Consider the following 13,300-nt stretch of genomic DNA (forward strand, 5'->3'; position numbering starts at 1 on the left):
CTCAAATGCCAGGGGCGTTTCCAGCCCAGGCGTTTTGCAGCAGCACCCGCAACCCATCAGCGGTAATTGGCCGTGGGTTCCAATACGGGTTCCTGAGTGCAATCTCGGTCGCGCGATCCAGATCGGCTTCGGAAATTCCAAGATCCTTCAAAGCAATTGGCGCGCCCATTTTCTTGGCAAAATCCCAAAGCGCCTGCCCCGGCTCGCCACCATCCAGTATTTCCGAGACCGGCGTCAGCAGTTCAGGCACACCCACAGCGTTGTAAGCAATGGCATGCGGCAGAACGATTGCGTGGGTCTCGGCATGCGGCAGGTTGAAAGAGCCGCCCAGCGTGTGACAGAGCTTGTGATGCAGCGCCATTCCAACCTGACCAAGAACGGTGCCGCAAGCCCATGCCCCACGTTGCGTTTCTTCTCGCGCCTTTAGATCGCCTGGGTTTTCGACAACGTTTGGCAAACCCTCGGCAAATGCTTTGAGACCATCAACGGCAAGTTCGGTCGTCTGATCCGTGCGGTCCTTGGCGTACAGCGCTTCGGCTGCGTGGGCCATGGCGTTCAAGGCGCTGGTCACGGTCATCGCAGGCGGCAGTGACGCGACAAGTTCGGGATCGTACAGAATGACGCGTGGCAGAACCTTCGCATCTGTCAGAGTTGTCTTTACTCCACCCTCCGTCTGTCCCAGGATCGGGGTGGCCTCGCTCCCGGCATAGGTTGTTGGGATCGCGATCTGCGGCAACCCGGTGCGCAGAGCAATTGCCTTGCCTAAACCGATGGTCGACCCACCGCCAATTGAGACTAGGCTATCGGCTTGAATTGACAGGGCATGCTCAACCGCTTCTTCGGTCACGTCGACCGGTGTGTGCATCGTTGCGCGAGTGAAGAGGCCCGACGCACGATTACCAATCGCAGTCGCCAATTCCATCGCCATATCCACCTGCTGAGGTGTCGAAAGCACCAGCACCTTTTTAGACCCCAGCTCTGACAGCTCGGAACAAATGTCGTTACGCAAACCAACACCAAACCGGACCTTCTGACCATTAATGCTGGTGATGCTAAGAGCCATTGAAAAGCTTCCTGACGTGCGCGGACTTATCGTGTTAAGGAAACCCTATCAGGCTGCGAATTCACTCTTGATCGAATTTTGGACGATCAATATAACTTTGGGTTATGAAGCTCGACCCAAGACATCTTGAAATCCTTGCAGCTATTGTTGAGTCCGGTGGGCTGACCGAAGGCGCCGCCTTGCTGGGAAAATCACAGCCAAGTGTTTCACGGAGTGTTTCCCTGCTGGAAGACCGCGTGGGCGAGCCCCTGTTTCTTGCAGCCCGAAGACCGCTTCAGCCGACAGAACTTGGACTGGCACTTGCACAGGAAGGCAAAAGGATCCTTGAGGCGGGCCGACACGCCGGCCGGCTGGTGGATGAGCATCGTCAAGGGCTGTCCGGTGCAGTCCGGGTTGCGGGTACGCCGATCTTCATGGATGGCGTTATCTCTAGTGTTATCGCAGAATTCCAGGCCGAGCATCCAAACATCCGGATCGATCAGTCATATGGCTACCCCGCCGAGCTGTTGTCCAAGATTTCCAGCGAAACGCTTGATGTGGCAATTCTTCCAATTCGGCCAGCCGACCTATCAGAAGAGTATGAGTTCCGGCAAATCCTGCCCGGCAGAAACGTCATTGCTTGCCGTGTCGGTCATCCATTGGCGCGCAAATCCGAAGTTAAGCTAGAGGACATCACCGACTATTCCTGGATTGCTCCGCCAGCGAACAGCCCGCTGTTCCGCGACCTAAGGAATACGTTGGACGGCATAGGTGTGCGGGAACTGAAGATCAGTTTCACCGGAGGCTCGCTGAGTGCTGTTGTTAACGTTCTGGCGGGATCGGATTCACTGACAGTCCTGCCATTTTCGGTCGTTTTCATGATGCAACGGCAGAATATGATGACATCCTTACCGATTAAAATCGGGGACCCGGACCGCCATTTGGGATGTGTCATGCGTCGCGATCGCCGAATGTCGGCGACCTCCAATCGGTTTCTGGCTTTTGTCGAGCGGAAATTCGAACTGCTGGACCGGTTGATATGCAAGGCGTAACAAAGGTTTGCGTCAGAGTATACACCACTGCCGACTTGCAAAAGGCTGGCCGTCCCATGTCACGTTCAATTCGGCGTCCACTGTTGTGACGCCAAGGACAGACCTCGCGGTTAACGCAATCGAGACTTCCGCAGTTCCGTTAGCACGTTCAAACAGCATCCTGTGATGAACTTTCGTTTCATGCGCTATCGTGTCCGTCATATCCAAGCGATGAGACATACTGGTTTCATAGCTGAATACCGTTTTGGTCTGCGGAAATTCCGTCGTCATTAAGGGTTGATGCCAACCCATCTCTACCTCATGTCCACGTCCATTCTGCCAACGTTCAAGTGGCTCGAACGATCGGGTTTGATGAGTTTTCCGCAAAGGCAGGTCTTGAGTCAGAGGCAAGGGGTTTTCCAATTCAGCTGGCTCACGCATCAGTAGAGGTAGCCTTAGCACCGCAGTATCCAGCTTGATGTCGTCTGATCTTGCTGCGGCGTGAAGAAGGGGCCAGTAAGACGAAGACAAAGCCAGTCGGATACTGTGGCCTTTGCGCACACGATAGGCCGTCGAATGAAGTCGGACTTCCGCGTTAAATTCCGCTGCCTTTGCGTTGGCCGGGTCGTGATCCAGATCGTCGTTGAGCGAAAGGTTGCGAATGCCATAGCTGATCCGCGCGGCTACACCATCCGGGTTCACATCACTAAGCCTTGCGATGACCTGTCCCGGCTCACCCTTCGTTTCGCCAGACAGTCCCAAAGTCGCGGCACCATAGATAAAACAATCTTCTTCCAATGGCGCAGTTTCAAAAACCAGGGACAAGGCGTCGTCCAAGTTTTGATCAAGGGGCAACCCGCCCGAACGGCCAAAATACCCCGTATCACCTGCGTTTTGTCCCACTGTCGGGTCCGAGGGTATCTTCCACCGAGCATCGTCAGCCTTTGGTCCCAGCTTGGAAAACTCCAGTTCCCGTACATCTGCTTCCGCCGATACCGGGCCGCCTTGAACCCACTTTCCGGACCGCTCCGCCAAGGAATCACTAGGCGCATCAAACTCCCGCAGCCAGACGCGCAGGCGCGGCCAATTCGGGGTTTCCTGGCTGTCTGACTTCAACCAACAGTCCCACCAATCCAACGCCAGCCGCTGAAATCCAATTGCGGGTCCCGGCACCCCATGATCCGGATAGTGGTGCCCCCAAGGGCCAACGACACCCCAGACCAGATCTGGGCGCGCATCGACCAGCGACATGACGGAATTGGAATAGCGGTCACTCCACCCCCCGACCGACAGAATAGGAACGGAAAGGGCCTGTGCATTGTGAATGACTGACCCGTGCCGCCAATACTCTCCTCGACCATTCTCGCGCAGCCAGTTTTCAAGCGGAAAGGTCAGGTTTTCGATCCTGTCTTTCCACAGGGCTTTCCAGTTTGATCCAACATTCGGTGAGGGTGGCGATGCCAGAATCGAGGGCAGCGTCGCCCCCCATTCGAACGTGTCCGACAAAACACAACCGCCCATATAGTGGATGTCGTCTTCGAACCGGTCATGCGTGGCGCATACGGCAAGTGTCGCCTTCAACGGTATGGGCGCACCAAGACTGGCCTGAAGTGCCGCAGTTCCACCCCAGGAGGTTCCGAACATGCCGACGCGACCATTGCACCAAGGCTGTGCGGCCAGCCACTCGATTACCGCCCGCGCGTCGTCCAATTCTGCCTGCGCGTACATATCCGGCATGTAACCTTCACTGTCACCAGACCCTCTCATGTCTACCCGGATGCAGGCGTATCCGTGGGCGGCAAAATAGGGGTGGTTCCGTTCATCCCGCGCGCGAACCATATCTGTTTTGCGATAGGGGATGTATTCCAGAATTGCTGGCACGGCCTCCGACGTCATGGGGCGCCAGAGCCGAGCGGCCAGCCGAACGCCGTCCGGCATTTCTATCCACAAATGATCTGTCTCTGCCACGTCAAAGGGATAGTCGGTTTTGCCCATCACGTTGATCCGCCCTATGCGTTCCATGTCTTTTTCACTTGTGCAAATCGACGACTGATTTGCAATACGTTCTGAAAATTCATTCGAAAATAGAATTTGACAGAAAAATTCTAGTCTGGTTTTAATTTTGTCAGAGTTCAACCACTCGCGCAGAACCGGAGAGCTATATGCCATCTGACAACGTCGTCGCCTTGCCATCCGCAATTTCTTCGCTGGGCAGTGAGGTGCGGCAACTACGCAAAGCGCGCCAGCTTACCCTTAAACAACTCAGCAAAGAGGCAGGGATCTCGCTGAGTCATGTGTCGGCGATTGAACGCGGGGTATCCAAGCCTTCGGTCGACGTCTTGCAGTCCATTGCCAACGCGCTGAGTGTCACCCCAGATTGGTTTTTTGCCCGCCGCGCGGGGGCCGGGCCAATGGAACAGGCCTTTGTCGTACGCGCCCAAAACCGCCGCGCACTCAACACCCTTTACGGTCAGGACGCGGCTGAGCTTGGATACACCGATCACCTGCTGTCCAGCTCGATTGGCGGGCAGTTTTATATGGGTTTGGCGGTTTACGCACCCTATGCGGAACGCCCTGAAGACCCCTTGCAAAAGCACGAAGGCGAAGAACATGGGCTGGTTCTGGAAGGTGAGTTAGAAATGCAGATCGGTGAAGAGTTCATCACTCTGCGCGCCGGTGACAGCTATAGCTTTGACGCACGAATTCCGCACCACGCGCGCAATCGGACGGACCAGGCCTGTCGGCTGATCTGGGCTGTTTCACCTGTCGTCATTCCGAAAGATGTCGCCGCGCCACAGCAGTCTGACAGAGAATCTTCCTCATGAACCGCGATGTCCTTTTGCAGCCTTATCAACTAAAGCATCTGACCCTGAAAAACAGGATTATGACCACGAGTCATGAACCTGCCTACCCCGAAGACGGAATGCCCAAAGAGCGCTACCGCGCCTATCATGAAGTTCGCGCGAAAGCGGGCGTTGCCATGACAATGACCGCTGGATCTGCAACGGTGAGTCGCGACAGCCCGCCAGTTTTCAACAACATCCTGGCCTACAAGGACGAGGTCGTGCCCTGGATGGGTGAACTGGCAGATGCCTGCCACGCTCATGGATGCGCGGTGATGATTCAATTGACCCATCTGGGGCGTCGCACCGGTTGGAACAAGGGTGATTGGCTGCCCTCTGTTTCGCCATCGCACTATCGCGAACCGGCGCATCGCGCGTTCCCTAAAAAAATGGAAGACTTCGATATTGAGCGCATTGTGACCGACTATGCGGACGCGGCTGAACGCATGCAGGCTGCCGGTTTGGATGGAATCGAACTGCAGGCCTATGGTCACTTGCTGGATCAGTTTTGGTCACCCCTGACCAACACGATGGATGCGCCGTTTGGTGGCAGCCTCGACGATCGCTTGCGCTTTGGCTTCATGGTGTTGGATGCAATCCGTGACCGCGTCGGACCCAAGTTCATTGTTGGCGTTCGCTACACCGCGGATGAGGTTGAAAAAGGCGGTATCACCGAGGAAGAAGGGCTTGAAATCGCCCGCAGACTGCGCGACGGCGGGCAAGTCGACTTCCTGAATGTCATTCGCGGACGCATTCATACGGATCCGGCGATGACAGATGTGATCCCGGTTCAAGGCATGAAAAGCGCGCCGCATCTGGATTTCGCCGGACGCGTGCGGGCCGAGATCGGGATGCCCACCTTCCACGCCTCTCGGATCCCTGATGTGGCTACGGCGCGGCATGCAGTGGCCTCGGGCCTTTTGGATATGGTCGGCATGACCCGCGCGCATATGGCTGATCCGATGATCGTTTCCAAGATACAAGCCGGTCAGGAAGATGATATCCGCCCCTGCGTCGGGGCCACATACTGTCTTGACCGAATTTACCAGGCTGGCGAGGCGTTGTGCATCCACAACCCTGCAACCGGGCGCGAATTGTCGATGCCGCACGTGATCCCTGCGGCGGAAACGCCCCGTCGCGCCGTCATCGTGGGCGCAGGTCCCGGCGGGCTTGAGGCGGCACGGGTTGCTGCCGAGCGTGGGCATGATGTCACCGTTCTGGAAGCCGCCCCCGAGCCCGGCGGCCAAGTGCGCCTTACAGCGCAATCCAAGCGCCGGGCCGAGATGATCGGGATCATTGACTGGCGTATGGCACAATGCGCTGCACGAGACGTCAGATTCCACTTCAACACCTTCGCTGAGGTCGAAGACGTGACGGCCCTGTCGCCTGATATTGTTGTGATCGCAACCGGCGGGATACCGGAAACGACAATTCTTGACACGGGCAACGAACATGCCATTCCCGCGTGGGATATCTTGTCGGGCGATGTTCAGCCTGGTGAAAACGTCCTGATCTATGACGACGCAGGCGACCACCCCGCGCTGATGGCTGCTGAAATCATCGCTGCGACCGGCGCCCGCGTTGAGGTCATGACACGTGATCGTAGTTTCGCGCCGGAAGTGATGGCTATGAACCTTGTGCCCTACATGCGCACATTGCAGAAAACCGGGGCTGTTTTCACCGTCGCCCGAACGCTGAAGTCGATTGAGAAACTAGGCAATCAGCTAATGGCCTGCATTGGAACCGATTACTCGGATTTAGTTGAAAAAAGGACCTATGATCAGGTGGTTGTCAATCAGGGCACGTTGCCACTGGACGATCTTTACTTTGACCTCAAGCCTCTGTCGCGCAACCGCGGCGAAGTGGACCACGCCGCCCTAACTTCTGGCGCGGGCGATCTGTTTCCACAAACCAACCCCGACGCGACTTTCGACCTCTATCGGATTGGTGACGCCGTGTCCGCCCGCAACATTCACGCCGCCATCTATGACGCGCTGCGGATCGGAATTCGGTGGTGATCTGCGTAAAACGAGGCCTTAACCAGCCGGAAAACTCTCGATACAGGAAAAAACGTGAAAATTTCTTGCCAAAAAGAAAAACTATCGTAGCATTTCTGAAACTCGGCAATCGAAGTGAGGGATTCGTGGGCCAGGGCGCATCTAAAAAACAAAGCCGCACCGCAAGCGAAGAAGGTCTTGCCGCCTTCGGTGCTGAAGTGCGCCAGCTGCGCAAGGCCCGGCAGATGACACTGGCCGAGCTTGCGAACAGCAGCGGTGTTTCGATTAGCCATCTCAGCGCGATCGAGCGCGGCACGGTCAGCGCGTCGTTGAACAAGATCTCACGCATCGCAGCAGCCCTTGGCGTCGCTGAAGAATGGTTTTTCAATCACCGCCCCGGCTCTGGTCCACTTGAGCGCGCTTATGTCGTACGACAGGCCAATCGCCGCAATCTGAACCTGCTGTATGACGAGCCAATCGAGCAATCGGGCTATTCCGATCAGCTTTTATCCAGCTCGATCGGCGGTGGTTTCTGTTTGGGCGTTTCGGACTATCGCCCCTATTCGGAACAAGTCATCGACCAGTATTTCTCTCGTGATGGTGAGATGCACGGTGTTATTCTGGACGGTGAGCTGGAGTTGGTGCTTGAGAATGAAACCGTCACGTTGCGCACTGGTGACAGCTTTAGCTTTCCCGGTGACATCCTGCACGTTTTACGCAACGTATCGGATCAACCCGCCCGCATGATCTGGGTGAACTCGCCCGTCATCATTCCAAGATTCTCGGCCCTTGGCGCTGCAGAACAACTGCCACAGTCACACAAGAAAAAGAACGGATAAGACCTGCTGGCACCTGAAGTGGCGGGCACAGACCCGCAAGCAACCTAGCCGGGCATATGCCCGGACACGATAACAGGGAGTAAGCAAATGAGTTCGATTTTCAAAGGAGATGTATCGAGGCGGTCTGTTTTGGCCGGGGCCGGAGCCTTGGGCGCGGCCAGCCTTGCCTTTCCGCACATGGCCGTTAGTGCGGACGGCACGGTTTTGACCATCCGATCCTATAGTGACCTGCAAATCCTGGACCCCGCCTTCTGGCTGGCCTTGCCCGAAGCTGACATCATGCGATCGATCTATGCTCCGTTGGTGTCCAACCAACAGGGTGACGAATGGAACTGGCGTCCCGTTGCTGTTGAAAGCATCGAGCAGTTGGACGACCTAACCATCGCCTTTAAACTGCGTGACAACATCGGCTTTACGGACGGCTTCGGCCAGATGACAGCCGACGACGTGAAATTCTCGATCGAGCGGATCGCAGATCCTGCCAACGAAAGCCCGTACGCTGGTGATTGGAGTGCCCTGAAAGAGGTTGAAGTAAAAGACAATCTTTCAGGTCTGATCCACCTGAAAAACAAATTTGTACCGCTTTGGACGACCACGCTGCCGACACCGGCATCCTGCATTGTATCGCGCAAAGCGGTGGACGAAATCGGTGGCAAGATCGGGTCCGAACCCGTGGCGCAATCCGGCCAGTACATCCTGACGGAGTGGGTCCCAAAGCAGAAAACCGTGTTAAAACGCAATCCGGACTGGGCGTATGAGCCAGGCGGATACGAGGAAATTCACATCCTTCCAATCGAGGACCCCTCGACCGCCGAACTTGGGTTTGAGGCTGGTGATCTGGACTACACCTGGACCTCAGTGTCTTCGTTGCCGCGGCTTAAGGAGAACCCGCCTGCGGGATCGGTTGTCGAAGAGAAACCCTCGCTCGCCTATGTCTGGCTGGGTATGAACCAAGACAACGAGGCGCTTCAGGATATCCGTATCCGCCGTGCGATCCAACATGCGATTGACCGGCAGACCGTTGTTGATGCGGCCTATTTCGGCGCAGCCGCTGTGGGTAATGGCATCATTGCACCGGGTCTGCCCGGCAGCCGGGACAGCGTGACCTATGACTATGATCCCGACAAAGCGCGCGAGTTGCTGGCCGAGGCCGGTGCAGAGGGCATGACCGTCACATTGGATATCCTCAACCAGTCCGAACGACTGACGGCTGCTCAGGTCATTCAGGCCAATCTGGCTGAAGTCGGGATCACCTGCGAAATCAAGCAAAATGACAGCGGTACGTTTTGGACGTTGGGCTCAAAGGACGGCGATTACTTCATGAACCTTCAGCTGGTACTCAGCCGGTTCTCCATGAATCCTGATCCTAGCTGGGCGACTGTATGGTTCACCCCGGAGCAGGTTGGTGTCTGGAACTGGGAACGCTTCAACAACGAAGAGTACAAGGCCCTGCACGAAGAAGGTTTGGTCGAAAGCGATCCGGCCAAGCGCGATGAGATCTACAAGAAGATGCAGGGTCTCATGGATGAAAGCGGCTGCTACGTATTCCTGACGCATGAGGTTGTCGGTCTGATCCACAAGGACACCGTCAGCCCGGGCCTCAAACCGAATGGTGAGCCGCTGCTGCCGCTGTTCAAACCCGCCTGATCCAAGCAGTCGGGCGGCGTGCAACCGCCGCCCGCACGCCAATAGGGGGCGCGTATGATAAGCTATTTCTTCAAACGGCTTGGGCTGGCTGCAGCAATCGTGTCGGTCGCCATGTTCCTGTTGTTTTGCATGATCTACCTGATCCCCGGCGACCCGGCCTCGGTTGCGCTGGGGCCTCGGGCGACCGAGGAAATGCGCGCTGCCCTGCGGGAAAAAATGGGCTTGAACCAACCTGTTCTGGTTCAGTTCTGGAAATTCTACATCGGTGCCTGGACTGGCGATCTAGGGGATGAGGTCTTGTCTGGGCGCCCCGTGACAACCGTTGTGTTCGAACAACTGCCCTATACTCTGGCCCTGATCGTCGGTGGTATCACCTGGTCCGTCGCCTTAGGCATTCCGTTGGGATGTTGGGCAGCCGTCAGTCGCGGCAGTTGGGCCGACCGGATTGTTGGTGTTCTTTCCGTGGCCGTGATCGCGGTCCCGTCGTTTGTGATCGCAATTTATGCACTGCTGATCTTTGCCGTAGAACTGCGCTGGCTACCTGCCATCGGAGCTGGCGAGCCCGGTAATCTTGGGGATCAATTGACCCATCTTATACTTCCGTCACTTGCGGTCGGTTTAGGCTGGGTGGGCTACATCGCGCGTATGGTCCGCGCCTCAATGCTCGAAGTGCTTGAGGCCAGCCATATCCGAACCGCACGCGCCTTTGGGCTACCGGACCGAACGATCACCTATCGCTACGCTTTGTCGATTGCGATCCTGCCCACGGTCACGTTGTTGGGCGTGGGTATCGGTCAGATGCTGTCGTCGGCTGTCTTTGCCGAGATCGTTTTTGCCCGCCCCGGTGTCGGTAAGCTGGTCTATGACGCCATCCTGACCCGCAACTTCCCCATCGTGACAGGCACCGTTCTGATCACCACCGTCCTCTTTGTTCTGCTCAACCTGTTAGCAGACCTCATTATCGGAGCTTTGGATCCCCGTGTCAGAAGCAGTTTCTAACCCCGCCCCCGGGCGCATGGCCGAGCTTTGGCGCCCAATCCGCAAAATCCTGCGCGAACCGCTGGGCGCGCTGGGGTTGTTTCTGGTCCTGTTCGTGATCTTTGGCGCTGTCTTTGCCGATCTGCTCACCAGTTGGGACCCGACGAAAATCAACCCACGTGACCGGTTCCAAGGCCCAAGCGCCAATCATCTAATGGGCACCGATCAGTTAGGCCGGGACCTGTTTGCCCGGGTGCTGCATGGCGGGCGGATCGCGCTGTTTGTCGCTCTGGTCTCGACCGCTGTGTCGCTGGTGATTGGCATCATCCTCGGGCTGATCGCGGGCTACGGGCCGCGCTGGCTGGACAACCTGATGATCCTGCTGTTCGACGCGATGAAGAGTTTCCCGACCGTCATGCTGGCCCTTGCTCTGGTAACACTTATGGGACCGTCCCTGACAGCAGTCATGGTCGTTGTAGTCCTGGTGACGGTGCCGGGATATGCGCGGATCATCCGCACGCAGACCATTGCGCTAAAAACATCGGAATACGTCACAGCCGCACAAAGCATGGGCGCGTCCTCGGCACGTATTCTGCGGGTGCACATTCTGCCAAACGTGATCGGCCCGTTGGTTATTCTCGCATCGATGGACATCCCTGTCGTCATCGGCATCGAAGCAGGAATGAGCTTTCTAGGCCTCGGCGTTCGCCCTCCTACCCCAAGTTGGGGGTCAATCCTGAATGACGGGTTCACCAATATCCGCGATACCGCCTGGATCGCGATTGCGGGTGGCGTGCCGATCATCATCACAACGTTGGGTTTTACCTTCCTGGGTGAGACGCTGCGGGACGTGTTCGATCCCCGGCTGAAAGGACGCTAATGACCACGCTGAGCATAGACAACTTGAATGTCAGCTTCTCAACCGAAGCCGGACCGCTGCACGCGTTGAAGGATGTCAGCTTCGATGTGCCGGAAAACCGGATCGTAGGCATCGTGGGCGAGTCCGGCTGCGGAAAATCGACGCTGATCAATGCGATCCTTGGTCTTCTGGCCGACAATGGCAGCATCGACGGTGGCTCGATCCTGTTTGAAGGACAGGATGAGCTGACCGCTCTGCCCCCATCGCGCATGCGCGACCTGCGCGGCCCCAGAATTGCCACCGTGTTTCAGGACCCGATGGGCGCGCTGAACCCGGTGATCTCTGTCGGCAAGCAAATGTTGAACATCCAGTACCGATCAGCCCTTTCGAAAGAAGAGAAAACCGCGCGGGCGGTTGAAATGCTGGAACTGGTCCGTATTCCCGATGCCCGCGCGGCGCTGGCGCGCTATCCGCATCAATTCTCGGGCGGAATGAAACAGCGGATCGCTATTGCCATGGCCTTGATGATGGAACCTGCCTTGTTGATCGCGGACGAGCCCACAACGGCGCTGGATGCCACCTTGGAAGTGACGACAATTGAGTTGCTGCGGGACTTGCAGCAAAAGATTGGCTGTTCAGTCATGTTCATCTCGCACCATCTCGGCGTTATCGCCGAGCTGTGTGACGACGTGGTGGTTATGTACGCGGGCGAAGTTGTCGAACGCGGCACTGTCCGGCAGATATTCCATGACCCGCGCCACCCATACACCGCGCGGCTGCTGGAATGCGACCCGGCGCGGCAGAGTGAACGCACCCGTCACCTGCCCACAATCCCCGGTGAAATCCCCGATTTGCGCGCCCGGCCGGCAGGGTGCATTTTTGCCAATCGATGCGATCACGTTCGCGATGCCTGTTCTGCCCCCCCGCCAGAGGAGGCCATCGGCGACGGCCACGTTGCGCGCTGTTTCGTTGCCATAAGCCCTGTTGAGACCGGAGCAACAGCATGAGCAGCGATCCCATTCTCAAGGTCGAGGACGTACAGGTCTCATTCCCGGTCGGCGGGTTGGCACGCCGTAACGCGATCCTTGGCGTGGCCGGTGTGAGCTTTGAGGTCAACCGTGGCGAAACCTTTGCCCTGGTCGGGGAAAGCGGGTCAGGCAAAACGACATTGGCGCGGGCTGTAAATGGCCTTCAAGAAATCAGCGCAGGCGCAATCACGTTTGAGGATCAACGCATTGACGGGCTGGACCGCAAGTCGATGAAACCGGTGCGACGGCGCATGTCTATGATGTTTCAGGACCCGGTCGGGTCTTTGTCCCCACGCATGACGGTTGGTGACCTCGTCACCGAGCCTTTTCGCATACACGGCAGCGGCGGGCGCAATCTGCGGGACGAGGCCGAGCGCCTGCTGACACTGGTGGGCTTGCCAACAAGTTTCGCTTCGCGTTTTCCCCACCAGCTATCCGGCGGGCAAGCCCGCAGAGTTGGCGTTGCACGCGCCATTGCACTGGACCCGGCGCTGATCATCGCGGATGAGCCCACAGCAGGACTGGATGTGTCCGTGCAAGGTGAGGTTCTGAACCTGCTGAACGATCTGCGCGAGCGGCTGGGTCTTGCCATGGTCATCATCACCCATAACCTGCACGTGGTTCACCACGTCGCCGACCGCACTGCCGTCATGTATCTGGGCCGTTTCGTCGAGGCCGGTGACACGGAAGCGGTCTTTAGCGCGCCGCAACACCCCTATACTGCCGCGCTCCTGTCGGCCAATCCGGAACCCGATCCGGACAAAACCCATGATCGGATCACCTTGCCTGCCGAGGTCCCGTCGTTGCTTGCTCGACCGGCGGGGTGCGAATTTCACACCCGTTGCCCCTGGGCGCAGGCACGCTGCAGCTCGGATGCACCCCAGCGGCACGTGTCGGACGGGCGCGCTATCGCCTGCCATTTCCCGCTGTCCCCCGGTGCGCGCCCACCGAATCTGCAGGAAAGGACCGCCTGACCGATATGCGAACACCGCACCACGCGAACATCACGAAACCCGGCATTTGAACTGTGACTTCG

At 57.4% G+C, this 13,300-nt stretch carries 11 protein-coding genes; 9 read left to right on the forward strand and 2 right to left on the reverse strand.

The features are described 5' to 3' along the window. Nucleotide 1: 1 nt before the first annotated feature. A complete protein-coding gene (locus ACXAET_RS07850) occupies nt 2–1,063 on the reverse strand; it encodes a maleylacetate reductase (RefSeq protein WP_475183551.1) in 1,062 nt (353 codons plus the stop codon). Between the two features lie 104 nt (nt 1,064–1,167). Here ACXAET_RS07850 and ACXAET_RS07855 point away from each other — a divergent pair, with 104 nt between their 5' ends. Then, a complete protein-coding gene (locus tag ACXAET_RS07855; protein WP_475183553.1) occupies nt 1,168–2,094 on the forward strand; it encodes a LysR family transcriptional regulator in 927 nt (308 codons plus the stop codon). Nucleotides 2,095–2,106: 12 nt separating this feature from the next. Here ACXAET_RS07855 and ACXAET_RS07860 read toward each other — a convergent pair whose 3' ends face one another. Continuing rightward, nucleotides 2,107–4,095 (reverse strand): CocE/NonD family hydrolase, encoded by a 1,989-nt coding sequence (locus tag ACXAET_RS07860; RefSeq protein ID WP_475183555.1) that lies wholly within the window; start codon nt 4,093–4,095, stop codon nt 2,107–2,109. Between the two features lie 140 nt (nt 4,096–4,235). Here ACXAET_RS07860 and ACXAET_RS07865 point away from each other — a divergent pair, with 140 nt between their 5' ends. The 8 genes from ACXAET_RS07865 (at nt 4,236) to ACXAET_RS07900 (ending at nt 13,238) form a co-directional block, all read left to right on the forward strand. Beyond that, nucleotides 4,236–4,898 (forward strand): helix-turn-helix domain-containing protein, encoded by a 663-nt coding sequence (locus tag ACXAET_RS07865; RefSeq protein ID WP_475183556.1) that lies wholly within the window; start codon nt 4,236–4,238, stop codon nt 4,896–4,898. Next, on the forward strand, nt 4,895–6,934 hold the full coding sequence (locus ACXAET_RS07870; protein ID WP_475183558.1) for an oxidoreductase: 2,040 nt from the start codon (nt 4,895–4,897) through the stop codon (nt 6,932–6,934). The genes ACXAET_RS07865 and ACXAET_RS07870 overlap by 4 nt, the downstream gene beginning before the upstream one ends. Before the next feature lie 125 nt (nt 6,935–7,059). Then, complete coding sequence (locus ACXAET_RS07875) at nt 7,060–7,752, forward strand: helix-turn-helix domain-containing protein (protein WP_475183560.1); 693 nt, start codon at nt 7,060–7,062, stop codon at nt 7,750–7,752. Between the two features lie 87 nt (nt 7,753–7,839). Then, nucleotides 7,840–9,399 (forward strand): ABC transporter substrate-binding protein, encoded by a 1,560-nt coding sequence (locus tag ACXAET_RS07880; RefSeq protein ID WP_475183562.1) that lies wholly within the window; start codon nt 7,840–7,842, stop codon nt 9,397–9,399. A gap of 54 nt (nt 9,400–9,453) precedes the next feature. Next, nucleotides 9,454–10,398 (forward strand): ABC transporter permease, encoded by a 945-nt coding sequence (locus ACXAET_RS07885; RefSeq protein WP_475183563.1) that lies wholly within the window; start codon nt 9,454–9,456, stop codon nt 10,396–10,398. Then, complete coding sequence (locus tag ACXAET_RS07890) at nt 10,379–11,257, forward strand: ABC transporter permease (RefSeq protein ID WP_475183565.1); 879 nt, start codon at nt 10,379–10,381, stop codon at nt 11,255–11,257. Before ACXAET_RS07885 ends, ACXAET_RS07890 begins: the two co-directional genes overlap by 20 nt. After that, nucleotides 11,257–12,243, forward strand: a complete 987-nt coding sequence (locus ACXAET_RS07895; protein ID WP_475183566.1) for an ABC transporter ATP-binding protein — start codon at nt 11,257–11,259, stop codon at nt 12,241–12,243. The genes ACXAET_RS07890 and ACXAET_RS07895 overlap by 1 nt, the downstream gene beginning before the upstream one ends. Beyond that, entirely contained in the window at nt 12,240–13,238 is a 999-nt protein-coding gene (locus ACXAET_RS07900; RefSeq protein ID WP_475183569.1) for an ABC transporter ATP-binding protein, read from the forward strand. The genes ACXAET_RS07895 and ACXAET_RS07900 overlap by 4 nt, the downstream gene beginning before the upstream one ends. Nucleotides 13,239–13,300 lie beyond the last annotated feature (62 nt).

It is taken from the genome of Ruegeria sp. AWH4_226, assembly GCF_056159225.1.

Excerpts from the sequence above, each read along its gene's own strand:
- ACXAET_RS07885 (WP_475183563.1), top strand. The coding sequence starts at position 9,454 with ATGATAAGCTATTTCTTCAAACGGCTTGGGCTGGCTGCAGCAATCGTG.
- ACXAET_RS07895 (WP_475183566.1), top strand. The coding sequence starts at position 11,257 with ATGACCACGCTGAGCATAGACAACTTGAATGTCAGCTTCTCAACCGAA.
- ACXAET_RS07865 (WP_475183556.1), top strand. The coding sequence starts at position 4,236 with ATGCCATCTGACAACGTCGTCGCCTTGCCATCCGCAATTTCTTCGCTG.
- ACXAET_RS07850 (WP_475183551.1), bottom strand. The coding sequence starts at position 1,063 with ATGGCTCTTAGCATCACCAGCATTAATGGTCAGAAGGTCCGGTTTGGT.
- ACXAET_RS07855 (WP_475183553.1), top strand. The coding sequence starts at position 1,168 with ATGAAGCTCGACCCAAGACATCTTGAAATCCTTGCAGCTATTGTTGAG.
- ACXAET_RS07880 (WP_475183562.1), top strand. The coding sequence starts at position 7,840 with ATGAGTTCGATTTTCAAAGGAGATGTATCGAGGCGGTCTGTTTTGGCC.
- ACXAET_RS07860 (WP_475183555.1), bottom strand. The coding sequence starts at position 4,095 with ATGGAACGCATAGGGCGGATCAACGTGATGGGCAAAACCGACTATCCC.
- ACXAET_RS07870 (WP_475183558.1), top strand. The coding sequence starts at position 4,895 with ATGAACCGCGATGTCCTTTTGCAGCCTTATCAACTAAAGCATCTGACC.
- ACXAET_RS07900 (WP_475183569.1), top strand. The coding sequence starts at position 12,240 with ATGAGCAGCGATCCCATTCTCAAGGTCGAGGACGTACAGGTCTCATTC.